This is a genomic window from Flavobacterium ginsengiterrae, from assembly GCF_039539785.1.
Lineage (GTDB): Bacteria > Bacteroidota > Bacteroidia > Flavobacteriales > Flavobacteriaceae > Flavobacterium > Flavobacterium ginsengiterrae.
In genome coordinates this window covers 290,185-315,930 of record NZ_BAABDU010000002.1, presented here as the reverse complement: position 1 = coordinate 315,930, position 25,746 = coordinate 290,185, and the positions used below count along the sequence as shown (strand labels likewise).

The 25,746-nt window shown below is 34.5% G+C and carries 20 protein-coding genes and 1 pseudogene; 7 read left to right on the top strand and 14 right to left on the bottom strand.

Annotated features, from left to right (window positions below):
- Position 1: 1 nt before the first annotated feature.
- Genes ABD859_RS02190 through ABD859_RS02125 form a run of 14 tightly spaced genes read right to left on the bottom strand, consistent with a single transcriptional unit; the run spans position 2 to position 19,042 of the window.
- Positions 2–1,720, bottom strand: a complete 1,719-nt coding sequence (locus ABD859_RS02190; RefSeq protein ID WP_345139623.1) for a contractile injection system tape measure protein — start codon at positions 1,718–1,720, stop codon at positions 2–4.
- On the bottom strand, positions 1,707–5,129 hold the full coding sequence (locus tag ABD859_RS02185) for a hypothetical protein (RefSeq protein ID WP_345139621.1): 3,423 nt from the start codon (positions 5,127–5,129) through the stop codon (positions 1,707–1,709). The genes ABD859_RS02190 and ABD859_RS02185 overlap by 14 nt, the downstream gene beginning before the upstream one ends.
- 11 nt (positions 5,130–5,140) lie before the next feature.
- Positions 5,141–7,849: a hypothetical protein gene (locus ABD859_RS02180; RefSeq protein WP_345139618.1), complete on the bottom strand. Its 2,709-nt coding sequence runs from the start codon at positions 7,847–7,849 to the stop codon at positions 5,141–5,143.
- Positions 7,837–11,223, bottom strand: a complete 3,387-nt coding sequence (locus tag ABD859_RS02175) for a baseplate J/gp47 family protein (RefSeq protein ID WP_345139617.1) — start codon at positions 11,221–11,223, stop codon at positions 7,837–7,839. Before ABD859_RS02175 ends, ABD859_RS02180 begins: the two co-directional genes overlap by 13 nt.
- A 13-nt stretch (positions 11,224–11,236) precedes the next feature.
- Positions 11,237–11,647 (bottom strand): GPW/gp25 family protein, encoded by a 411-nt coding sequence (locus tag ABD859_RS02170; RefSeq protein WP_345139614.1) that lies wholly within the window; start codon positions 11,645–11,647, stop codon positions 11,237–11,239.
- A 2-nt stretch (positions 11,648–11,649) separates the two neighbouring features.
- The gene (locus ABD859_RS02165; protein WP_345139612.1) at positions 11,650–11,940 is read right to left on the bottom strand and encodes a PAAR domain-containing protein; all 291 of its coding nucleotides are present in this window, start codon (positions 11,938–11,940) and stop codon (positions 11,650–11,652) included.
- A gap of 26 nt (positions 11,941–11,966) precedes the next feature.
- The gene (gene vgrG / locus ABD859_RS02160) at positions 11,967–13,712 is read right to left on the bottom strand and encodes a type VI secretion system tip protein VgrG (RefSeq protein WP_345139610.1); all 1,746 of its coding nucleotides are present in this window, start codon (positions 13,710–13,712) and stop codon (positions 11,967–11,969) included.
- Positions 13,713–14,405 (bottom strand): CIS tube protein, encoded by a 693-nt coding sequence (locus ABD859_RS02155; RefSeq protein ID WP_345139608.1) that lies wholly within the window; start codon positions 14,403–14,405, stop codon positions 13,713–13,715. It abuts the gene before it with no gap.
- Between the two features lies 1 nt (position 14,406).
- A complete protein-coding gene (locus ABD859_RS02150; RefSeq protein WP_345139605.1) occupies positions 14,407–14,571 on the bottom strand; it encodes a DUF5908 family protein in 165 nt (54 codons plus the stop codon).
- Between the two features lie 6 nt (positions 14,572–14,577).
- Positions 14,578–15,024, bottom strand: coding sequence for a phage tail protein (locus ABD859_RS02145; protein WP_345139603.1), 447 nt, complete (start codon positions 15,022–15,024; stop codon positions 14,578–14,580).
- 2 nt (positions 15,025–15,026) lie between these two features.
- Positions 15,027–15,455: a phage tail protein gene (locus ABD859_RS02140; protein ID WP_294924179.1), complete on the bottom strand. Its 429-nt coding sequence runs from the start codon at positions 15,453–15,455 to the stop codon at positions 15,027–15,029.
- A 27-nt stretch (positions 15,456–15,482) separates the two neighbouring features.
- Positions 15,483–17,585: a phage tail sheath C-terminal domain-containing protein gene (locus tag ABD859_RS02135; protein WP_345139595.1), complete on the bottom strand. Its 2,103-nt coding sequence runs from the start codon at positions 17,583–17,585 to the stop codon at positions 15,483–15,485.
- A gap of 21 nt (positions 17,586–17,606) precedes the next feature.
- On the bottom strand, positions 17,607–18,443 hold the full coding sequence (locus ABD859_RS02130; RefSeq protein WP_345139592.1) for a hypothetical protein: 837 nt from the start codon (positions 18,441–18,443) through the stop codon (positions 17,607–17,609).
- Complete coding sequence (locus ABD859_RS02125; protein WP_345139590.1) at positions 18,440–19,042, bottom strand: Pvc16 family protein; 603 nt, start codon at positions 19,040–19,042, stop codon at positions 18,440–18,442. The genes ABD859_RS02130 and ABD859_RS02125 overlap by 4 nt, the downstream gene beginning before the upstream one ends.
- Before the next feature lie 289 nt (positions 19,043–19,331).
- Here ABD859_RS02125 and ABD859_RS02120 point away from each other — a divergent pair, with 289 nt between their 5' ends.
- The 7 genes and pseudogenes from ABD859_RS02120 to ABD859_RS02090 all read left to right on the top strand — a co-directional run.
- Positions 19,332–20,759, top strand: coding sequence for an amino acid permease (locus ABD859_RS02120; RefSeq protein WP_345139587.1), 1,428 nt, complete (start codon positions 19,332–19,334; stop codon positions 20,757–20,759).
- Positions 20,760–20,809: 50 nt separating this feature from the next.
- Complete coding sequence (locus ABD859_RS02115) at positions 20,810–21,487, top strand: hypothetical protein (RefSeq protein WP_345139585.1); 678 nt, start codon at positions 20,810–20,812, stop codon at positions 21,485–21,487.
- Positions 21,488–21,628: 141 nt separating this feature from the next.
- On the top strand, positions 21,629–23,065 hold the full coding sequence (locus ABD859_RS02110; protein WP_345139582.1) for a gluconokinase: 1,437 nt from the start codon (positions 21,629–21,631) through the stop codon (positions 23,063–23,065).
- Between the two features lie 134 nt (positions 23,066–23,199).
- Positions 23,200–23,838 (top strand): MEDS domain-containing protein, encoded by a 639-nt coding sequence (locus ABD859_RS02105; RefSeq protein ID WP_345139581.1) that lies wholly within the window; start codon positions 23,200–23,202, stop codon positions 23,836–23,838.
- A 295-nt stretch (positions 23,839–24,133) separates the two neighbouring features.
- Complete coding sequence (locus ABD859_RS02100; protein ID WP_345139580.1) at positions 24,134–24,421, top strand: hypothetical protein; 288 nt, start codon at positions 24,134–24,136, stop codon at positions 24,419–24,421.
- Positions 24,422–24,580: 159 nt separating this feature from the next.
- Positions 24,581–25,129 (top strand): REP-associated tyrosine transposase, encoded by a 549-nt coding sequence (locus ABD859_RS02095; RefSeq protein ID WP_345139578.1) that lies wholly within the window; start codon positions 24,581–24,583, stop codon positions 25,127–25,129.
- Positions 25,130–25,170: 41 nt separating this feature from the next.
- Positions 25,171–25,632, top strand: a pseudogene (locus tag ABD859_RS02090) (transposase); the annotation flags it as partial.
- Between the last annotated feature and the right edge of the window lie 114 nt (positions 25,633–25,746).

Here is a 25,746-nt window from a genome sequence, read left to right as displayed (position 1 = left end):
TTTACCAGTTGACATAAATGATTCGTTTTTTCCAGGCCAGTTTTATAATGCTCAGATTCCAGTTTAATTTTTCTAATAAAATGTCCTGTGTTTTTCGTTCTATAACTATTGTTGGACTTTCGTCTCCGATGTTCAGTTTTCCGGGACGCTGCAAAAATTCATTCTGAAGCAATTCTGCCGATGATGTTTTCATTACATGCCAATTGCTTAATACCGCCTGAAGCATTGCCGAAGCTTCTTTTTTCATTATTTCAGAAAGCACAATATTTCTTTCAATAGGCTGTGCTATAGGAATATTGCATAAGAATTTCTCAAAAGCCATCGCGTTCTCATAATCCTGTTCTTTTCCTGTAGCGGCATAATGCAGAAGGTGCGCGGCAACTTCCGGATTATTGATCGTATTATCTTTATTGAGCAGTTTACAATTCTCAAAAAGAGATTTCATAAAAGGATGAATCAATACTAAACCTGCATTGTCAAGATATAAATCGCTGCTATCAGCATTTAATGTATATTCTTGTTTTTCAAAAGAAAGTTCGTTTTTATCGATTACTTCTTCTTGATTATTTTCGGTTTTTTGTTTTGATTTATTGGATATAGATTCGGTGTTTTCATCATTTTTTTGAACAACTTCATCTTTGGTTTTTGAAAATGTCAAATCCAAATCACGAATTGTTGTTTCCTTATTTTCCTGAATTTTTCCTGTTTCTGGTTCTTTCTTATTTTCTATTTCAAAGTCTGTGTTTTTCTCCGTCTTTACTGATTGATTTTTTAAAAAAGTTTCGATTCCTTTTTCTTTTAAAATAACTTGGTTTAGTTTTTTTTCAATAATCAAAACAACAGCATCCAGATCAGCGAGTAATTCCAGTTCGTTTTGGTTTTCAATCTGATTTTTAATTTCTTTTAGAAAAAGTTCTTTGTGTTTTAAAAAGCTTTTCTTTTTCTGAAATTCAAAAACATTGTAAATCAATTTAAAAAGCTTTTGTTTTACAATAAAATTGCTTGTTTCAAAAAAACTTAAAACAACTATTTCCCACATTAAAAATCGTTGATTCGGAATTAATTGTTTTTTTGAAATACTGGTTTTAATGTATTTTTTTACGGCTTCAATTCGGATAATTTTTAAACTGTTTTCAGCGTTGTTTTTTTTCAATAATATTCCTTTTTTGATAATGGTTACAATTTGGCTGTCACTAAATTGTTTGATAAATCTTGTTCTTGCAATTGGTTTTTGGATTGTTTTATTCCATTTAAAAGAAAAACTTTCATCGTTTAATACTTCATCAAATGTCTTTTCATCTACAGCATTAAAATCATGATTTGAGGTTGTCCACCAGGTATTTGTGCCAGTTTCCAGAAAGTGAAAAAAGCTTTCTGTTTCTTTTTCCTGTTTTTTGATGACTTTATAGCCTTCTGTATTTCCGTCTTTTTTTTCAAAAACTTCTTCAACTTGCTTGGTAATCTTTTTTAGAATCTGTTCTTTGAAATCTTCAAAATCCAAATTTTGATTTATGGCAATATCAATGTTGAGGTTTTCTAGTTGTACACTAAGTGAAGGATTTTTCGAATCCAGTTCATCAAAATAATTTTCTAAAAACGAGAATATTTCCTTTTGTAAAAACGTATCAATATGGTCCTTGAGATAATACCCTTTTTCTTTAGAATTGGTATTTATCTCAAGGAAAACTTTATTGATAATATGTTTACTAGAACTGAGCACCGGCTGTAAGATTTTCTATTTGTGTATTTAGATTAGATATTATAAAATCGATTTTTCCGAATACGGACAGCATAGATGATAAAAATTCTTTTAGTGATCCATTCTTATCAGCATTGAATCTTATTTCTACGAAACTTTTAAATAAATTGGTAAATAGAGATGCTGTACGCAAAATTGGTTCTACTGAAGCTTTAAGCATTTTTGTGCTCTGGCATCTTAAAATGGTGTAGAACAAAGCCGTATTTAGTGAAATAAGAGTTTCAACTGCAGTAATCTGGTTAAGGTTCTGTGTTCCGGAGACAGAAGTGACAACTGCATATATAAAATCGAAATATTCCTGCTTAAATAATTCATATAATTTATCATTTAACTCACCGTTAATGTAACTTTCAAGATTACTCTGAACTTCTATAAATCTGGTTTCGGTTTCAGAAATGAATTTGACAGTATCTTTATTGAATTTATTTGAATTTGAAATTTCTTTTAAATAAGAAAGGGTTGACATTGAATTTTTTACCAATACTCCTGCATTATCAAGACATGGATTGGTTTCAGCCGGTTTCTTAATTTCAATAGATTTTGGGCCGTCGGTTACAGATCCGCATTTGCCTTCAGCAGTTAATGAAACGGAAATTGAAGATTCACTAAATGAAGAAATAGTTCTTGATATTGTGTCTTTTTTATCTGTTTTTACTATTTCCTTATTAATCTCCCAAGTATACGATGCTGCATTTATCGAGTTGTTGATTAAATTCAGCATTCCTGTTGGATCAATATTATAAGTAAAACTGGCGGTAGGCAAGTCTAAAAGTGTAATGGTAAGATTCGATGGTTTGCCATCTATTAGAATCGTGACGCTTGTAACGCCTTCGCCAACACTGTATGGAATAAACTGAAATTGTCCTCCTTTTAAAGGTTTAACTCCTTCTCCGGAAAGAACTGCACCTTTTACAGCGGGTTCAAGAGTAAGCGGATAACGTGTTTGGTCATTTTTGCAATAAGAAACGGTATCTGTCAATTTGTTTTCGATAAGTACTTTTGGATCTGAAATTTCAAAACTCACCGGATGTGTGACTTGGAAACCGCAGTTACCGTTATCGGCACTAAGTGTTACCTCAAAGGTGAATTTTTTCTGAGATTCGCTGTTGTATTTGTAGACGTGTTTAATCTCTGTTTTATCGTCTGTAACAGGATCGGATTTGTCTCCAAAATTCCAGGTATATTTATTGCCTGCCAGATTTTCTCCTGTAACGGTAAAAGTAACTTCAGTTTCGCTGATTCCTGAAGGTTTTACAGGAACTGCTTCAAAATCGAATTTTGGTTTTTCAAAAATGGTTATGACACAATCCGTATCAAAATTATTGACAGTAAATGTTATAGGCTGGCCAATTAACTCTTTGCTGACAAAATTTGGATCAAAAACAAGCGCTCCAAATTCATTTACCGAAATTCCTCCATTTTGATCTGGTCTGACGTTGGCTTTTACAAAACCTCCCGCAGGAGATATTTTGAAAGGCAGAGGAGGCGTTTTACTGTCAAAACAGATTTTATCTACAGGTAGAGAAAGACCAATATTATTTTCGTCACAGCATAAATAAGGCAGTGAAAAATCAGCAACAACCGGATTTAAAATCGGAATGCCTTCGGCAAATTTTTCAAAGTCACCGGTTAATGATGGTTTTCTGGTGTTGTAATAGTAATAATAAGGCACTTTTTCTTCAAGATAAATCATTATAAAGGTGCCTCCAGGAACTACACCTGCTTTGTGTTCGTAACCGTGGTTTTTGTTGAGGTAATATTTAGTGAAATTCTGAATCGTTTTATCCAGTTCGTTAGCGTTTACGGCGAGAATCATGATATTAAATCCAAGTCCGTTATCTAATCGAATCTGCTGAATATCTTTTAAAGCTTCTTTGTAATTACGTCCCTGATGCCCTTCAATTCTATAAAAATCGCTGTCTAAATGTATTTCAAGCGGTTTTTTAGTATTCAATAAATCATCATGATAGCTCACGTTGTTTTTTTGTAATCCTAAAATGGTTTTATCAAAATCCCAGGCTTTAATAAGCGAATCGTTTACCGTATTGTAAAACGGAATAGCTTTTTTGCCCAATTTACCCAATTCTAAAGAAGGTGTAATTTTTATAACATCGTGTGATGAATTGTAATTTTCTAATAATTGTACACTTCGCAGAATAAGACTGTACATTTTTTGTCTGGCTGTGTCTTCGCCGTAGCAGATTTTTATTTCATCTTTTGTTACCTCTTTTTCATCTGTACGGCATTCATGGCAAGTGCTTAAGCTTTCTTCTGCAAGTAAAGGCGATTTGTAAAAACCATGGCGGAATTCATAACAAGGTCCTGTTTTTATTAGTTCCCCCAGTATTAAATGTTTTGAAAAAGCATTAATATCGGGTGTACAATAACCATCGTCTATAGTAAGCAGTAATGGTTTTGTCTCGTTGTAAGTATCTACAAGATCGTTAAGCAGATCATATAAATATTGAAAATCTGAAGGAAGTATAGGATCTCCTTCAAAATTAAAAAGTTTAGCTATATTTTGCTGAACAGAATCTGAAACAAGCGGCATATTTAAGCCTGTCAGCAGCTTATTGTAACCTTCCTGCAAATTCTTAACGACATTGTTTTTGAAAATTCCTTTGGTAAAAGTTTGTTTTATAGATTCAAGATGAACAAAATCGTCTGCTTTTAATACAATTCGGTTTGATTTTACGTCCGGTAAACTCTGATATAAATTAGCATAATTGATTTTGCCAATCATACTGTCGTGATTCATTATTTGTGCGGCAACACTTTTGCTGACAATTAAAACTTTAAAATTGCCTACAATTTCCAATCCCTGATTGTCGCACGAAAGACTTACGCAAAGGTCAGATTCTTTTTCATAAGACTCCAGATACATTAGAATAACGGCATCTTTAAAATCAAATCCGGTATTGGCTTTAAATTGTGTTAAAGCAAAATTCGGGTCTTTTTCTTTTTTCTGCTGATCTTCTGTCAGGAGTTCAAAAAGAGGTAACTGTTTGTTTGAACCATCATAAAAGAACGGTTTATAAGCCGCTTTTGTATTATCATAAGTTTTGCAGTGCGTATAGGTTTTCGAATCAAAATCGATTTTTTTGTTTCCCAATACATCTGCCTGATATAATTTAAAAAGATCGCCATCTGTCGTGATACCAGTTCCCTGCGTTATTGAAATCGTTTTTTGAGCGTCATTATAAGCCGAATAAAATCCGCAAACTATACCAACGCCGCTCAGGAAAACGCGCGATAAGCGGTCCTGATCGTCAAAAAAATCTACAACCTCATTAAGGTTTCCTTCTGTAAGTACCTGATTCTTTGTGAATCGTCGGTATTGTGTTGTTATTGTTGAAAGTTTAGCTGACATTGGAATAATTTTTATAGTGATCCTAAATTCGTTTTTCCTAGTATAATTTTATCTGACAAGCGTTCGTTTTCGTCACTGCAGTCAAATAATCGCCCTGTTGGGTAAACATTGTCCATAACGGTTAATGCCTTGATAAAGCTGATTAATTGGGGTTCCGGCTGTTCCTGATTCAAGTTAGTTTTGGCTGTTAAGTAATCTTTATAGGCTTTTTCAAATTGAACAAGCTGATTTTCTGCGGGGTCTTTTACATCTTTTTCCCGGTATCCAATCCAGCATATTTTTGCCAAAACGTGAGCAGGCAATTCTTCTTTGATTATTTTTTCTATATAATTTCTAAAATCGGTATTGGCAAATCGCAGCGTATATCCTGGCAGTACCACACTCACACGGTAGGAGTAAGGGTCTATGGGTTCGCAGTTATCACATTCATCGGCGCAGATTGGCATGAAGGTGTCTGGATTAACTGTGGTCTGATTTACATCGGGACGGAGCATCATATGTTCGACCAAAAACATTCCTTCTTCGGTAAAATCTTCTTTCATGAACCGAATCAATTCCAGAATCGATTTTTCTAAATCCGGCAGATTCGTATAATATTCAAATCTGCGGGCAATAATGCGGTCTGGATTTTTCTTGTCTTTAATAGCTGGATTTATAATATCATAAGAATATTTTCCGGCATCTGACTGCTGAATTAAAATATTGTCGATAATGGATAGATCTTTAACGGTGCCGTTTTTAAAAGCCTCTTTTATTTTATATTCCCGAGTCTGAATAATCTGCAATACGGCAAAATAAAGTTCTTTATTTGCTGCAGAAGTATCGAAGTATTCTACTGTTGAAGAAAGTACAATTTCATTATGAGTATCTAAAATACGCCATCTGTAAACGGATTGATTGTCTGAATCAATAAAATTGTACATTTCGACAAATGAATTAGAAAGGTTTCTGCGATTGTAATTTCTAATACCAATGAGTCTTGAAATCCTTTTTTCGGCTCCAGAAACATTATTTGTATCCCATAAATTGGCAACTGGCTGTTTGTAATAATCAAAAGCATTCCCACGGTCTTTGCTTACTGCTTTGTAATCTTTTAAAAAGTTTTCTTTGTCACGCAGTACGACCTGATCTGTAGTATTGCCATAAATGGTTTTGTTGACGAATACGTATTCTGAAAAATTTTCGGCAAAACGAGACAAAAGATGGTCCAGAATTTTATTTCTTCTTTCAATATTATTGTCCTGCTGGTCAAAAAGCAGTTCTGTAATAGAGTCATCAGTGTAAGTATTATATCCGTTTACAATGTCATCAGCGCCTTCGATGTCTTTAACGACTTGCGTAAAAAGAGTTCGGGTCAAATTCCCGCTTACCGAAAGCAATTCGCTTACCTGACCTAATTGTTTAAAATAACTTCCTAGTATCTGATCAAAAAATAAAAGATACCCTTTTAATTGTTTTGCTTTAGCCTTACGTTCAACCGATGCCTGAGAAGGAAGCCCAACTTCACCAATACCATACGTTTCGGGAAAATCATTTTGTATAGTCGTATAAATATCAGCGTTTAAATATTCGCCGTTTGGAATTTCTAAATCTTTGTCCTGACTGGCATTCGTTGTCGCTTTGTCTTTTTCGGCTTTTATGGCATCCAGATAAATTTTTACCTGTGCCTGATTGATGTTAAGAGGCAGTAATCCTTTGTTGTAATTGAAAACACTTTTAACACAAATAACAGGTTTTTCATATGGCGAAAGACAGATCAACCATTTATTTTCCAAGTCATCGCCGCCGCAGTTTCCTAACGAAATATCTTTAATCAGGATAACATCAGGAACCGACATTATAATTCTCATAATATCTGAAAGACGTACTTCGTTTCTTAAATCGGCAATAAGTAATTCTTTGGTATCAATAAAACCGTTTTCTAAAGATGGACCGTCAAAAATTTCCAAAGTCGAATACCCTTTGTCAATCATTTGTTTCAACGAATAAAAATTGACGGTTGTCGATAAATAACTTTCGAGAGCGTGAATAACATTGGCATGAACCAGTTCTTCATCGGCTTCGGTATCTACTTCAATATCGGCACATATTTTTATAGGATAGTCTACGACTTTTTTAATTTCAACAAGATCTTCACAAAGGTTTCTGTTGGCGTGATACTGTTTTCTTATTTTTTCTTTAACGATCGCTATTTCTGAAGGTTTTGAGCTTTCAAAATCGACATACAAATCATACAAACCGCTGAGCTCAAAAGATTTTCTTAAATTGGGAGTTGCCGAAAGATTATCATAATCCTTTTTATCATAAGAAAGCTGATCTTTTTTGCAATCTACATAAACCGTTTTTTCATGTTTGGCAAGCCAGCAGTTTCTAACGCCTTCGATGTCTATAAATAATTTTCGGTAATCATTTTGTGTGACAGGACTTGATGATAATACTTCTGAAGCTTTAAAAAACTGTTTCGGAATGCCTTTATCACTATCATCAGATGCCAGTATATTTTCTATAGGCTGATTCAGTCTCATGCCAAGATCTGAAATAGCGTAGCAAAGCATTTCCAGCATCGTAATTCCCGGATCATGCTCATTAAAATCCGTCCAAAATTTACTGCCAAAAGACTCGATATATTCGATTCCTTTTTTTCTTAAGTAAAAGAAATCCAAATCGTCCTCTGCAGCGGTTTTTTTAGGAATGGTGATATGTTGGTTTAGTATCGACATTTTTCAGGTTGTTCTGGTATTGGTTCTTTGCAAGTTTTTATATTAGTACTGATAATGTGGTTTTTAACAGAGACTAAAATATTTTTTGGACTTGATGGCGAAAGTGTGGTCAAAAAGTCTAAAAGATGAATATTGTCTTTGTTATTTTCGGTATCTTCTAATGGTTTGGGCTGCTCCTTGTTTGTTTTCTTATCAATGTATATTGCCATTTCCAGTGTAGATAAAAAATCTACATAGTATAAATTTTCGATGTATTCTATAACGATACTGCGCTGGAGCTCAACGCCAAATATGATTTGCTTAGAAGTATCAAAAGCCCAGGGAGATAAAAATTTGATAAGATCTTCGTTGAGCTGTTTTTTATAAAAATTCTCATCGTATTCCGGATAAAACTTTACATCCAGTTTTATTATCACTTTTTCATAATCAGGATTGATCACTTTAGCATGCACCTGCATTGAGTTTTTAGAATTAATAAAACTTTCTATGCTGTTTAATACGGCTGTGCTTACTCTCGGCTCGTAAATATCAAATACATTTTTGTCTACAATGTCCGGAATTACGACCAGCGTTACTTTCCCCGGAGATAAAAACGAAGTTTCTGTACCCGAAATAAAGGTATGATTAAGGCATTTTACTCTAAAAACATTTGGAAATTCCTGTAAAATCAAATGCTCATAATCCCAAAGTGTGATGGCTCTGTTTTTGTGGCGCAGGCGTTCGCTTACGCGGAGATAATAGGAGGGATCTGACTCTAATGGTTTTCCGTCAAATGAATTAAAGGGCTGTTCAATACTTTTAATCTGCGGAACTCTGGTAATTAATTTTGATATTGTTTTGGCTGGCAGCGTACTGTCTAAATGCGCTAAATTGTTGTCGTTATCAAAAAACTGTGCGGTAACAACCTGCGTTTTCACATCGATAACTTTGCAGACAGCGTCATAGTTTTTGTGCATTTTTGCTTTTACCCAAATGGTATCAGCCGGAAACATTGTATTGTCATTAGAAGCCTGTTTCGGAATATTAAATTTTACGATACCCGATTTTAAAAAATTATCGATACCATTTGCCAAAATATCCTTATCCAGATTTTTCCAGTAATTATTGCATAATATGTACCATTGCACTTTTTGTTTTCCTGTAAAAGTGGGTACGCTGGTGTTTTCGCTTCCTTCTAATATTTGAAATAATAATGAAATCTGCTGTGAAACTTCGGCATCCTGAAGACCTATATAAAATTCGCCTCCATTACAATAATCCGAAACCAGATAATTGGTAATTGGCGTGCCGGCATCTAAAATTTCTTGATTAACGGCCTGCTGTTTCAAATACGAATGTTCTTCGCGCTGGCCGAAAGGTGCTTCATGAAATAATTTTATTCGGTTAGAATTATAGCCGGAAACAGTAAAATCAATATTTTCCTCGGCAGAATAATTCAGGCTTATGCTTTCTACAACCGGTGTGTAAGGTTCATTTGGGATTGGTGTTGAAGGATTTGTCGCCACATTCATTATGGCCAGAGTATATACTTTTGGAAATAACGAATGCAAAAACGATTGGTTTAATGTCAATCGGATAGGACCGCTTTTGCCAATCTGATACGTGTTTCCTTTTACATTGATATTCGATTCAAATACTTTATCATTATCCGTATCATCAAATAAATTCACAGCTTTATTTTGCTCATCCCAAACTTCTTTGTTTAAAACAGATAATGTTGCTTTAAAATAGTCTTTTGTAACAATCGGATCTGCTGTGTTTAGTACAGATGAATTATTAGTTTCAGCCGCGGCTTTTAATTCTGATTCAGCCTTTTTTGCAACTCCATCTTCAGGCTGATTGACATTCATTTTGGCTTCGGCTTTTAGCTTCTCGAATATGGCAGAAGTAAAAATATCCTGACTGATGGTTTCAAGAAAACTTTTTTTGTAAGCGGCATAATGAGTTTCAAATGATATTGGCGTGTTTTTCCATTTGATGTTAATATCAGCATCTGTCCATTTTTTGGAAAAGATTTCAGGATAATTAATTATAAACGAGCTGTTTTTTTCAGGCTGTGTTGTAAAAGGGAAAAAAGGTTTTGTTGCATTAAGAAGTCCGGTATCACTTTCTAGTGATAGTGATTTAACATCTTTAACTTCAACTTTAACTTTAATGTCCGTTATGGCTTTTGTGACTAAATGTCTAAAAAGAGTATGTCCTTTTTTATCTTGTGTATTAATTAAAAATCGGATTACAGGCAGTTCTGTCGGAAAAAATTCGCCTAAAACTTTTTGGTCATAACCCACAACTGAAGCATTATCTTTTAGGATTTGAAAAACCAATTTTAATTGATTGCTGCCAATACCCGAAGCTTGATTTCCATTTTTAAATTTAATGGCTGTACTGGGTTTAAAATTTCCAACCCATTCTTTTTTGCCGCTATAGAAAATGCTGATGTTTTCTAAAAGATCATTTACAGTAAATGATGAGGCAGCAAAATCAAAAGGTTTATCAAATGTAATGGTGATATCAATATTTCTGTCGCCTTCTTTAAGATTGAATAATTCTGAAGCTATTGCAAAACCTAATTTGGCATCGTTTAATTCCGGATATTTCTTTTCATTAGAAGTATATGCAAAAGGAAACCAATATGGAGAATCTTCTTTTAAAGGTTCACCTTTTCCATCCAGAGAATTTGCGATTTCGCTGCATTTTATTTCGCCGCGGTCAACGTCATTGTAGACATTTTTTAGGTATGCAATGTGAGCTTTATTGGCAATAAATTCTTCTGTAGTTTTATAGATTAGTTTTTTACCGTCAGGGTCTTTTCCTGCGTCAAGTTCTGTATTTACGGCGATTTTTTCTTCGGCGATTTTTTTCGCCAGTTCAAAAATAATATTGACTTTATCTGCTTTTGCAGGCAGTTTTTCGATTTGCAGAATGTCTTTATAGAAAAAGTCTAAATGCTTTTTGGTAATTAAGTTAAGTTTGTTTTGAGATAATTCTAATAATTTCAGGAAACACACAAACAAGGTCAGGTGAGGAGTAAGATCCTGATTGTTATTAGCAGCCGATAATGTTTTGGTAATGTTTTCTTTTAAAGCAGCATATTCTTTATCTGTTCTTTTCGGAATTCCATCAGGAAGATTATCTTTTGAAAAGCCAAAATAGCTGAAAAATTCCTGCCAGCTGCCATCCGGAGTCTGGTCGTTATTTGTATCGAAAAAGTTGACTTCTTTTGCAAAATTATAAGCAAACAACAGCCAGTCTTCAATAGTAAAATCATGAAGTTTCAGGTTGGCAGGCTCTAATGCATCACTAAAGCGCTCTTCCTGATTTACTCCATTTCTTTTAAAAATAACGTTGTCTATATGGCAGCCGTTGGTACTCATAGCTTATAAACTTTTAAATATTAGTGCCTTCTCCTTTATAAAAAGGATAAACAAGATTGCTTCTTGAGTTTGTACTTCTTATTCTGTAATCGATTATGACCAATAATTCTCCTTCCAAATCATCACTTTGTGTAATGTCGATTTTTTCAACATCAACTCTCGGTTCGTAATATAAAATGGCCGTTTTTATGAGTTCTGAAACATAGGTTTTTAGTGTTCTGTCTAATGTTTCAAAAAGTAATTCGTCCATATTGCATCCGTATCGCGGCAGCATAACGCGTTCGCCGATTTTGGTAGAAAGCAATATCTCAAGACTGCTTTTAATATCTGCCTCATCAGAAGTCATTACGACTGCTTTATTGTTCTTTTTAAACTCTGGCGGAAAACTCCATCCGGTACCTAAAAAAGCTTCTTTACTTTCCATAACTAACCGATTAAAACAGTTGGACATCCCATTACAATTGTGCCGCCATGCGCAGTCGAATCGCCCATTCTTGCGGCAGGTTTTCCTCCAATAAGTACGGTGCCTGAACCTGCTATAATACTATCCGGCGGACCTGAACAAACGATCATATCTCCCAGGCAGGCTGCTGGTTGACCGCCAATCAATACTGTTGGTGTACCCGGCGGTAATATTGGACCGCCTACATGAGGTACAGTTGCTGTTACCATTGGGCAGACATGCATATCGTTAATTCTTGCGGCTGGTGCTCCCATATTGATTTATTTTTAGTGTTAACCTTTTAATTGATCTGAACAATGCTTCCTTTTACGATTGCCACAGCTGCCGACGACATTTCTGCGCCAGCGTTGCCTTCTGCTTTAAATTGGGCAGTTGCTTTTAGATTGACATTGGTACCTTCAATTTTTACATCGCCAGTTGCTTTTATCGAAATATCACCCGCACTTTCCATTTTTATTCCTGCACTGTCAATGGTAATTACGTTGGAATTTTCGTCTTCAACAACTATAGAACCTTTGTCTTCGTCGAGTGTTATTTTCTTTCCTGCCGGAGTTTCAATAGCTATCGATTTTTTTTCGTCATCAAAAAGCACTTTCATTTCACTTCTTGTAAAAATTCCTTTTTGATGATTATCGTCTGATGCTTTTAGCGGAGCAGGTTTTGCACTGCTGTGAAGCATTCCTAAAACAATCGCATCATTTGGATCTTCGTTGATGAAGCCAATAATCACTTCGTCCTCAATTTCGGGTCTGAAAAAAGTTCCTCTGTTATCACCGGCATCAAGCGCAGCAATTCGGCACCAAATACCTTGTTCTTCGTTATTGATAATGGGTATTTTAACCAAAATTCGGTCTTCGCCGTCGGGATCGTCCTGAAGCTGGGTTACAATACCAATATGCAATCCTTTTATGGACGGAATTATTCCTGAAGCCGATGGCGTATTAATATCATAAGTTTCAGAGAACCATTCCGGATTCAGTCCAAACTGAGCGTTTACAGTCCAGTTTCCATTTGCAATTTCATGGAAAACTCCTGTGATGTAAGCTTTGCCGTTAAAACGATCTCCAACACCTTCGAGTGTGATAATCGTATTGGGTTTTACGGCTGGAATTCCTTGAAATTTAACTCTTCCGCGGACTTTTGATAATTGCTGAAATAATAATTTAGCATCGGCCCAATCCTGTAATTCGGTATCGGTGACATGACCGCCGTGACGCAGTTCCAGATTTTCCAGTTTTACGATATCGGATAAATCCGAAGGCGATAAATTTCCGTTTAAACTTACACTTGGATCTTTGGCTTCAATTTCTAATAATTCCTGATTGGATGCATTCCAGCTGTAAGATGAAACTTTGGCAAACTGATTTCGTGCATCAATTTCAGCATCAAAATCAAGCATACTCGATCCAAAAGCAACGGTTTCAACAGCTTCAGAAGACAAATCAGGTTTTTTAATCGAGATTTTGCCATTTTCAACAAAACATATTTTTCCGTTGGCCTGCGCACGGGAGACTATAAAATCCCAATCAGATGTATTGTACTGCACTAACTCTTTGTGACTATAATTAGTGCTTTCCACATCTTTATCTAATCCGTAAGTGCCTATAATGTCTTCAAAAGCATCACTGTCTTTTACATCATAAAAATATTTGCTTTTTCTGCCAATAGTTAGTTTTACGGCTTCGTCTTTGCATTCTACAATCAACAGCGATGAATTGTCTTTTATTTTGATGGAATGTTTTACCACAATTCCTTTATAAATGGTTTCTTCGTCACTGTGATAGCCGGCTTTTATTTCAATTTTTTTTCCCGGAACAAGCAAATCTTCATTACTCAATTTAAAATCCTGTGAAGCTGCATCTCCATCAGTCAAAACAATCTGCGCCATAGGTATTCTGTTCACCTCATTATGAACTACAATGCTCATAACCTGATAAACACCAGACAGCTCAGTTCCTTCAATGAGCAGTTTGTGCGTAACTAAATCTGCACTTTTACTGGTTTGTATGACGCCGCTATTGTTCATTTACTGTTGTTTTTGAAGTGGAGGAAAAAATATGGTCTGACCGATTTTTAATTTTCTGAAATTGATAAGCTTGTTGGCTTTTGCTACTTCAAGATAATATTTAGAATCACCGTAGATTTTAAAAGACATTAGCGGAAGCGTATCGCCGGCTTTTACAATTCTGGTATGCGTTAAATCCGGAGATTGATTGTTTTGCTGTTTAGCTCTTAACTCATCTTCAACAACGCCTTTAAATTTACCTTTTGCAATGGCTCGAATCGGTGTTCCGTCTGGCCTGAAAAGTTTATATTCAATGGTCATTTCGGTGAGAGATCCTTTAAACAGCAGACTTCCCCAAGCAATTTTTAAATAATTTGGCTTATGTTCTGTTCCATTATATTCTAGAATTACTTTTCTAAAATGCTCAATGTCTTCGATAACACCATTTTCGGTAGTTTCCTTTCCGGCAATAACACCAGTTCTGTCAAAAACAAAATCCAACTCTAATTCCTCCGGAGCAATTGCTGTAAATCTTGGCGCTGGACTGCTTGTTCCGGCGGCCTGCGTTGTATCCTGCTCGATCTTATAATGAAACGTATACTTTTCGGGATTCATTAAAGTAACGAACTCTTCAATATCCGAAATGGGATTGTTGAATTGAGGATCGCTGTAAGCAATAATCTTCAGTTTTTTTAATTCGCCTGTTGTTGTCATATCAGCGTTCTTTTTTTCGTTCAATAATCTTCATTACCTGTTCGACGCACTCTGCCACATTATCTTTTTCATTGTTTGATGATGAAGAAGAAGCTGGTTTTGCACCCGAATTCGAATTTTCGCTTACATTTATTTTAATGTGAAGCTCTTTGATTTCAATTGGCATGGTAAATTATTTTTTATGAAGTGTGAAATAATTATAAGCAAGCTCAAAGCTTTCAATAACAATTTTACTTTCTAAAGCACTAAAATCTTCAACGGCCCATTTTACAGGATAGGCGTGTACCACTTTCCAGTGCATTAAAGGTTCGTGATCCTGATTTAAGAGTTTTACAGTTAAATCGACGGGCTTAAATTCGAAATTTTCCAATGCTTTCCGGCACCATTCAATTACGTCAGAATCAATCAGAATTCCCCTTTTTAAAACCAAATTGGGATATTTGGTTTTTACGGGAAGTTTGTGTTTGAATCTGTTTTCTCCACCCTCGACAAATTCTTCCGTTTCAAGATCTACAGAAAGTCCGGATACCGACTGAAACTGGTGGTCCTTTTCTTTTGTACCTAGTGAATCAAATTCAACCAGAAAGTGAAAGCCTACGAGTGGATAATAATTAGCCATAATTAGTCATTTTGAATCGATAGACCTTCGTGAACCAATTCCATTGACTCGATGGCAACTTCATTTCCATCGGCTTTTAAATCAGTTGACTGCACTTTTGTAGGCCACGCGTTTTTTACTTTCCAGGTAATCACCGGTTCGTGTTCTTCGTTTAGCAGTTTGATGGTAATATCCCTTCTTTCGATAGTGTTTAGTTTTACCGTATTCCACCATGCGTAATATTCATTATCGCTTTTAAAAGTTCCTCTTTTCATGGTAATGTTAGAGAACTTCTGCATGCCCGGCATTTTAATTTTGCTGTATTCCGGACTTGCACCCTGACGGTATTCAATAACTTCAGTTTCTACATCTAATCCGGAAACTTCTGTAAAACCTATTTTTGTTCCACCCCAGTCAACTGAGAAATGAAACTTTGGTAACGGATAACTCATGATCTATATTTTTTTAATGATGATTAATTAAGATTCCTGCATTTTGTGAGAGAAACGAAGAATGATGAACTCAGCCGGACGAACTACTGCCATACCGATTTCGATTATCATTTTTCCGTCTAAAATATCCATAGCAGACATGGTTTGTCCCAATCCGATTCTTACGTAAAATGCCTGTTCTGGTTTGGCTCCGGCTAAAGCTCCGGCTCTCCATTGAAGAATTAAGAAATTCTCAATCATAGCTCGTACTCTAATCCAGGTATTGGCATCATTTGGTTCAAAAACAAACTGTTCTGTTGCTTTTTTAATTGATTCTTCGGCCATGTTGAAGAAGCGGCGAACGGGTACATAACGCCATTCACTATCGTTACCGGCTAAGGTTCTTGACCCCCAAACCAATGTTCCTTTGCCGGTAAAAGTTCTGATAGCATTTATTGATTTACCAGCTACAGTGTCAACATTTAAGTTATCCTGAATGGTATTTGTTATTTTAACTGTGGGCTGTATTACATAATTCAGACTTACGTTTGCAGGCGCTTTCCAAACACCTCTGTCTCTGTCGACTCTGGCATAAACTCCGGCAATAGCAGAACTTGGCGGAAGTGTAATAGGCAGGTTGTAAATTTCAGTAAGTATTTTATTGTAAGTGGCATTGTCGATACTTTCTAAAGTGCTTAACTTTCTTCCGTTTAATTCGCCGTTGTTTACATCTTTACCATTAACAGATTTGATAGCATTTAAAAGTGAAAGTAGGTTTGCTTTAATGCCCGAAAAATTGTTTGTAACCAGCGTAATGTCGCTTTGAGTATTTAAATCAGTATAGTCTACAAGTTTTTTTAATTCTTTGTCAAAACTTACAGTATCTGTAGATATAATTTTAAGCAGTTTGGCTGTGGTATTTTCATCCTGTATTTTCTTCTTTAATGTTTTTAAGTTTTTATATACGGAATCAATTTTATTTGCATCAGTAAAATTCAAATTAAATGTATTCAAAGCGCTTTTGATGTTATTGGCAATAACCATATCCTCATCAGAAATTGTGCTGATTGCCGCATTTGCTTCGTCATTCAATGAATTTCTTAAAAGAGATAAACTTTCCAGAGAAGTAAGCAGCGTATTCAGTTTTTCCATAAAAGCTGTTTTTTTAGCAGGATCGCTCACAAAAGTGCCTCCTAAATCAAAACCAGTTGCATCATTACTGTACATCTGCAAAAAAAGATCGCTTACCTGACCGGAAATATTTATGGGCGCTGTAGTGGTAAGATCGATTAATTTAGCTACAGTTGCATCAATTCCTGTGGTTGGATTTTCGACAGCGACCAATCCTGCAGCGATTTGGTCATACGCTTTTGCCGTGTAAGAGTAGTGTTTTAGAATAATTTTACTGCTGTCGAAAGCATAATCCAGAATGGTTTCTAAATGCGGATAATAAACAGATCCGTATTTAATAGTATCTTTTTCAGAACTGATTTTATTTCTTAAATCATCAATGTTAGTATCTGTGGGACTTGATGCATCATAACTTAAAGTATCGATTAAAGTAAATCTGTCCTGAAGATTCTGACACTGCATTAAAGCATTATTATATAATCCGTAGAAATCCGTTGTAGTGATACCGCTTACTTGTGTGGCATCTGGAAAAACAATCAGCGTTGGTTCGTCTACTTTTTCTAATTCTTCTAATCCGTCATTTAAAGCAGTACTGTTATTAATTGCAGAAACAGCAGTATCAGTATCGTCTAAATCATTTCCATAACGTCCTACGGATATAATATAGCATGGACCGCCGCCATTTGCAAAAAACAACTGTAATGAATAATACATCAGGAAAGGCTGTTTTGCAGTTGGCTGATCTACAACAATAGATCTTGTGTCTCCGTTATCTGTCGAAACATCATTAATGGTAACACTAATTGTTGTTTCTGGTTTTGCAAAGCCAAAAAAGCGCTCGTATTCTAAAAGAGATGTTATTCTTGTTGGTTTCAATTTCAAATCTCCATTAATCTTGTTTGTGGCTTTTTCAGTATAGCCAATAAAACAGGGAATCGCAGTCTCTACCTGGGCAACAGAAGGAGGGAACTTTACGATTTCCTCAACATATACTCCAGGCGTTTTGTAAGTTGTTGCCATAATTGAATTGTTTTTTAATTATTAAATAAATATTTCCGAATAGTAATCACTATTGATTTTTGTTATTGATTTTACAGATGGATTAGGATATTGACTTTCTGCCGGCTGTGCAGGCGTAAAATCGGTAAGCGGGTCGATTTCTACAAAGCCGGAACGCGTTAATGGTTTTGCAGAATTGGTTTTAATTTCGGTTCCGGCTTTACGGTTTATGTATTTCCAAAGTGTTTTTCGATTATCAAAATGAATTTTAAAATTGGGACTTATCATTTTGCCAGAACCGTTTATAATATTTCCAGAAGTATTGTCGCCTTTGATGTTTAATGAAATAATTCCAAAAACATTTTGCTGTTCAGCTGGCTCAAGTGCTGCAATTAAACCAATTGTAGTTTCTTTAGATACTAAAAAGGTATTAGAAATAAGTTTGTTGTCGTTTACTTTTGGAATATATTCAAATGAAACCGGTTCAGTCAATGGTTTTACATTACTGAAAAGATATGCTTGAGTAAAAGCAAAATCAAGATTAGTATAATTTTCAAACTGATAATCATTAATTTTAATTAAAAACTTTAGGTTCAAATTGACCGGTACTTTTATAAACGGTTCTGATTCATCTTTTACTTTAATGTATACGCTGAAACCAGTTTTAGTTTTTTTGAATACCATTTTGTAGTTTTTCAATACAGTATTGGTTTCCAGAGTCGGCGTTATTGTTATAAAAGCATCTGTACTAAATTGCTGCAGCATTTTTTCTTTTTTTGCAGCAGACATGCTGGTAAAAGTTTCTTCGCCGTTATTCAGAAAATAATTATGAAGAAGTTTTATTTTAAACAACAAACCATATGTCGCATCAAAACTCATGACTGTTCTTTTCTTTTGGTTATTCCTGCAAAGTCGCCAATAAGCTGTCCTTCAGCCTGTACAATATTGCGTTCAATTTGTATCATACTCACTTTATATAATGCCGACGGAAGCTGTTTGCCGCCCAATGTTCCCCAGATATAATTTAGTTCTTCAAAAGTGGGTGTGTAGAGCTCTACCGTAAACCTGAAATTGTCTACATTACTCATTGCGCTGGTGTTTCTGTCATAAATCGTATTCGCTTGAGTAAAAAGCTTTTTCCCTTGAAAAAACTCAATAATTTTAGAAATATCTCTCAGTGAATTGATGTATTTCTCTCTATTTGCACTAAAAAGTATAAACAGGTTTAAATTGATGACACTGTTTTTATATATAGTTTTAGTATTTTCAATAGTATGGTTTGGGAAATTTTTTAAAGTCGCTTCTTCAGCTAAATTAATAACTGTAAGTGCCACGCCGTCTTTTAAGACTTTCCCGACTTCATCATTTTGAGATTCAAGAAAAGCAATATTTTCAGCCACAACAGATTGTTCTAACTCAATTTCTTTGAGATAGTTATTTACTTGTTCTTCAATTATTTGTATTACTTCAAAAATCATCTTTGATAAAATTTATTATAAATTCTAAATGAATAGGTTTTAAACCGATGATGAAATATGGCTGATAAGATTTGTCGAAATTAGAAAAATGTACAGGTACCAGAAAAGGGGAATTTTCCCCTTTTTTTATTTATTTAAAACATTGGTTGTTAGTTAGTTGTTGTCTGTTTTGTGATTTTTTAAAATCAGAAAGATTATAAGCGGTAAAACGAAGCTTTGTACGGTTCATTTTTTAACTTATCTTCGCTGTTATACAATTCCAAAAACATTTAACCTAAAAAACTAATCTGTGGAAAAAAATCAAAATGCTGCAACAGAGACTCAGCTTAAACGCGGACTAACCAACCGACACATTCAGTTAATCGCATTAGGAGGTTCTATAGGAACAGGACTTTTCCTTGGCATTGGTCCGGCGGCTGTATTAGCAGGACCGTCTGTTATTTTAGGATATGCCATTGCCGGAATTATCGCTTTTTTTATTATGAGACAATTGGGCGAAATGGTGGTAGAAGAACCAGTATCTGGAAGTTTCAGTTATTTTGCTTATAAATATTGCGGTTCGTTTGCAGGTTTTGCTTCAGGCTGGAATTATTGGATTTTGTATATTTTAGTAAGTATGGCCGAACTTACAGCCATTGGGGTTTATGTACAGTTTTGGTGGCCTGAAATTCCGCTTTGGGCATCCAGTTTATTTTTCTTTCTGGTTATTAATGCTTTGAATTTTGCCTCAGTAAAAGTATACGGAGAAACTGAATTTTGGTTTTCAATCATAAAAGTTGTTGCCATTATTGCAATGATTCTTTTTGGAACTTATCTTTTGGTAAGTGGAACAGGAGGAGAGCATGCTTCGATTCATAATTTGTATAACGATGGAGGTTTTTTTCCAAAAGGTTTCTTCGAAAAAAATGCAAATGGAAGTTTCCAGGGCTTATTGTCTGCAATGGCTTTGATTATGTTTTCTTTTGGCGGTTTAGAACTTATTGGAATTACTGCTGCGGAAGCCGAAAATCCGGAAAAAAATATTCCAAAAGCAACGAATCAGGTTATTTACAGAATCCTTATTTTTTATGTAGGAGCATTGGTTATTTTATTTGCTTTATCGCCGTGGCAGCAAATTACGACAGACAGCAGTCCGTTTGTAATGGTTTTTCAAAATTTAAACGGAATGGAATTTTCGCTTTTTGGTCATAAAATATTTTTTACAAGCCTTATTGCCAATGTTTTAAACCTAATTGTATTAACTGCTGCTTTATCTGTTTACAACAGCAGTGTTTACAGTAATTCACGAATGTTATTTGGTTTGGCAGATCAGGGAAGTGCGCCAAAGTTTTTAAAGAAACTAAACAAACATTCAGTACCTGTAAATGCTATTTTGATTTCTTCTTGCTTTGCTGCGATTTGTATTTTAATCAATAAAGTAATGCCGGAAGAGGCTTTTGGTATTTTAATGTCATTAGTGGTTTCTTGTCTGGTTATTAACTGGGTTATGATTTCGTATACGCACCTGCAGTTTAGACGTGCAAAAGACAAAGAAAACACCAAAACCAAGTTTGCTTCTATATTTTATCCCGTAAGCAATTATATTTGTTTCGCTTTTTTACTGGGTATTTTAGCCGTAATGTGGATAACGAACATGAAGATATCCGTAGAATTAATTCCTATTTGGCTTGTTATTCTTTTTGTGTTTTATAAGGTTTTTAAATTAAAAGAAAAATAGGTTTTCATAATTTATTTGTGTACCCGAATTAAAATTTAATTAAATAAAAAATGAAACAAAAGAATATCTTTCTAATTGTATGTATAGCTGTGTTTTTTAATTTTAGTTATTCGCAAAATTTTGAAAAGAAAAAAATGGGATTGATTTTTAATATCAATGGTCCATATAGAATAACCAGACAAGTAATGTCTAATACAGTTGAAGTATCAAACGTAGAGAAAAATGATATGTTTAAAGGTGCTTATAAATTTTTAGAAACAGGAAAAGGAAACCCAACTGAAAGAATAATGAATGCCTATTTAAAAAATTTAGCTTCATTACATGTAGAAATTATTCAAATAAAAGATACGGTTAGTCAAGCAAATGACCCAATTTTCGTTTGGACAAAACGAAAATATGAAAACGATGATTTAAAAAAAACAAAAGAGAAATACAATTTAGATTATTTACTTATTGTTGATGGATATTTTGGAATAGAATTTGAAAAATCGGGAGTCTTTAATGGAGATAAAAGAACAAATATATTTTTGAATAATGACTTTATAAATTTAGAAACCAATCAAACAGTTTCAAGTTTTAATGTTGGAAATATCAGCAATGTAAAAAAGAAAAATATACTTAGCCCTCCAAATTTTCCCAATTTTGATGAAAGTATGAATAATCTTTTAAATGATAAAGTGTTACCTGAAATAGAACGCAAAATTAAAAAAAGAATAATTATACCTTAAAATGAACGGTTAGCCTATGTAACATTTTGGAAATACAGTTTGGTAAAAAACTATTAATAATAATGACCCAAATGTTTTAGAAATTGATATTAATTTATAATCGTTGCGGGCAGGAGCAAGATGCTGGCTGATACTTAACATATGGATCAAGTAAAAAGTAACAAACTATTTTATATCGGAATCGATATTGGAACAACAGCAACAAAGGCGGTATGTTTCGATATAGATGGAAACGTAGTAAAACAGCTTTCGCATTCCTATCCCATGTATCATCCAAAACCGGATTGGAGTGTACAAAAACCTCAGGAAATTTTAGAAACGGTTTTAAAATGTATCAGAGAAATTACAAATGGTATTGCGTTTCAATTTATCAGTTTTAGTTCTGCCATGCAAAGTTTCATCGCAATTGATGAAACAGGAAAACCACTTACAGATGCTGTTTTATGGGCCGATAACAGGGCAAAAGATATAGCTGATAAAATTAAAAATACGGAAGAAGGAAAACGTTTCTATAAAAAAACCGGAATCCCGATTCATCCTTTTTCTCCCATGACCAAAATTGCGTGGTTTAAAGAATTTGATACTGAAATTTTCTCGAAAACAAGCAAATTCATTAGTATTAAGGAATATGTGTGGCATCATTTGACCGGAGAATATACAACAGATACTTCAATGGCTTCCGGCACCGGATTATTGAATATTCATAGCTTAAAATGGGAAGATGAAATTCTGGATTTTTTAAAAATAAAAACGCATCAGCTTTCTGAAATTCGTGAGGTAACACATCAGGCTAAAAGTATTTTGGATGGTTTTCTTTATATAATAGGCGGAGGAGATGGTCCTTTGGCTAATCTTGGTACAGGATCGATGAATGAGGGATTCATGGCTCTGACTATTGGTACAAGCGGAGCAGTACGACTGCCTGTTAATACACCTTTCGTAGATGAACAAATGCGTACACAATGTTATCATTTGCACGGAAATAAATATCTTTCTTTGGGAGCTGTAAATAACGGTGCGATTGTTTTGCAATGGCTAAAAGAAGCCATTTTGAAAACAGATGATTCTTATGAGGAACTTTTTGAAGCAGCAGAAAAAATTCCGGCAGGTTCAGAAGGTTTGCTTTTTGTGCCTTATTTACTGGGAGAAAGAGCGCCAATTTGGGATGCATCAGCACAAGGTTCTCTTTTGGGAATGCAAATTATTCATACACAGGCACATTTAGTAAGAGCAACACTGGAAGGTATTTTATTTGGGCTGTTTCAAATTGCAGAAATTTTATTGCCTGATCCTCAAAAAAGAAAGGAAACAATCATCATGGCGAGCGGCGGATTCGGAAAAAGTGAATTATGGCTCCAAATTGTAGCTGATATTTTTCAAATGAAAGTTCAGACATCACAAACTATTGAAGGCTCTGCCTGGGGCGCTGTTTTAATAGGAATGCAATCAACTGGAATTATTGTAGAAAATCAAAATAAAGCAGTAAAAACCTATTTGCCAAATCTCTCGAACAAAAAAGTATATGAGGATTCTTTTAATAAGTTTAAGAAGGTTTACACTGTATTAAAAGAATTTTAAAACTGAGTAAAGATGTAAGTCGTGAGCATGACCTCTTTGGAGCGAACATTTCTCAAGAATTCTCTTTTTTTCTTCAAACAAAAAATACATTGTAATTAAACTTAAGGAAGAAATTAATTACGTACATTTGAGGTATGAATAAACAAACGTCTTTTTCAGTATGCGGGGAATCTTTACCAGCTCCTATGCACATTTGCGGTTTTTTTGATTCAAGAGAACAGCAATATGAAGTAATTCTTCCGTATATTATGGAAGGTTTGGAAACAAATGAAAAAGTCATTAATATCCTCGAAGGAAACCGCCACGGCGAACATTGCCGATGTTTGGCAGACAATGGAATCTCTATTGCCGAAAAACTGTCAAGCGGTCAATTAGAAGTGCTGGCTTCAGAAAATACATATATTAAAGACGGCGAGTTTGCTGCAGAAAAAATGTACAAAATGCTCGAACAAACTTTATTATCAGCTTCAAGATCCGGTTATGATAGTGTTAGGGCGTGTGGCGATATGGTTTGGGCACTTAAAAATCTGCCTGGAACAGATGAACTGTTGGAATATGAGGCCAGTTTGAATATTCTTACACCACAACATTCCTGTTCTTTAATCTGCATGTACGATATAAGTAGTTTCAGTCAAAAGGCAATTACAGATGCCTTGCTTACTCATCCTTATGTAATCAAGGACGGAAAAATAAGCAAAAATCCGCATTATATCGAACCTTCAAAATTGATTTCAAACTTTTCTGATTTTACATCAGAACCGCTTAAATTTTAATCATTAGTTTTACTTTTCTCTAATTCGTGTTTCTTTTTAAAGAAAATTAGATATTATTTAAACGAAATAAATGCAGCATAGTTTAGAACTCCCAAAGAATTTACATTTTAGTTCTTTTCGTTACATGAACTTGTTATACTCTGTTCCCATAATTTTCTTTTTGATTATAGGTTTTGTAAAGCTTTGTTTTTATCTCGATCCTATATTACAATTACACCAGCCGGTATGGCTTTACACAACTACTGTTATTATTTGTCTTCTGGTTTTTATCGCTCTCGCTGTAAAGTTATTTTTTATGCTGAATCTACGCAGAATCAGTTTGTATATCGATCAAGAAGGATTTGTTATAAACAACAAAACGAACCAAAAAAAGTATTGGAGCGAGGTAAAGTCCTATACTTTTGCAAAAGATAAATATGAATCCGGATCAAATAGTGCTGCTTCTACAATAATTATTTCTTTCGGATTTATGAAAATTTGTGTTATTAACTGTTCTACATGGACTTTGTTTAGTAAATCACGCAGACGAGAAGAAGAAGATGCTTTTTCTCAATTCAAGCAGGCGGTTGTTCATTTTTGCTGATAAAAATAATCGACCATATCTATCTTTTTTTTAATCCCATGCTGAAGTAAGCCAACGCTAGCGCGAGCGTCTCGCTCGTGAATATATAGTATTTTCCACTCCAGTGCGAGCGCCTTGCTTTTTAATGTAAAGTATTTCTTATATTTGTTCAAAATAATAATGAGCAGAAAATATAAGTTTAGAGAAAAAACAGGAGCTTACTTTATAAGCTTCGCTACTGTTTATTGGATAGATGTATTTACAAGAGAAGAATATTTTGGAAATATAATTGAGTCATTAGATTATTGTCGTAAACATAAATCTATGGAACTTTATGGCTATTGCATTATGCCAAGTCATATTCATTTAATTTTCAGATCATCAAATGGAGATCCTTCAGGTTTGATACGCGATTTTAAGGGATTTACTTCCCGAAAAATGCTTAAAACAATTGAAGAGAATCCACAAGAAAGTAGAAAAGAATGGATGCTTTGGATGTTTGAAAGAGCTGGCAGAAAAAACAGTAATGTAAAATTCAGGCAGTTTTGGCAGCAGAATAACCAACCTATTGAAATTTGGTCTTTAAAAGTTTTTGAGCAAAAATTAAATTATATTCATAAAAATCCTTTGGAAACAGGTTTTGTTACAAATCCCGTAGATTGGAAATACAGTTCAGCAAGGAATTATGGAGATAATGATCAAACTGTTTTAGAAATTGATATTAATTGATAATCGTTGTGGGCACGAGCGAGACGCTCGCGCTAGCGGGGGAAGAATATTTTGGAAATATAATTGAGTCATTAGATTATTGTCGTAAACATAAATCTATGGAACTTTATGGCTATTGCATTATGCCAAGTCATATTCATTTAATTTTCAGATCATCAAATGGAGATCCTTCAGGTTTGATACGCGATTTTAAGGGATTTACTTCCCGAAAAATGCTTAAAACAATTGAAGAGAATCCACAAGAAAGTAGAAAAAAATGGATGCTTTGGATGTTTGAAAGAGCTGGCAGAAAAAACAGTAATGTAAAATTCAGGCAGTTTTGGCAGCAGAATAACCAACCTATTGAAATTTGGTCTTTAAAAGTTTTTGAGCAAAAATTAAATTATATACATAACAATCCTTTGGAAACAGGTTTTGTTACAAATCCCGTAGATTGGAAATACAGTTCAGCAAGGAATTATGGAGATAATGATCAAACTGTTTTAGAAATTGATATTAATTGATAATCGTTGTGGGCACGAGCGAGACGCTCGCGCTAGCGGGGTCTGAAAGGAATTATGGCGACAATGATCAAACTGTTTTAGAAATTGATATTAATTGATAATTATTGCGGGCAC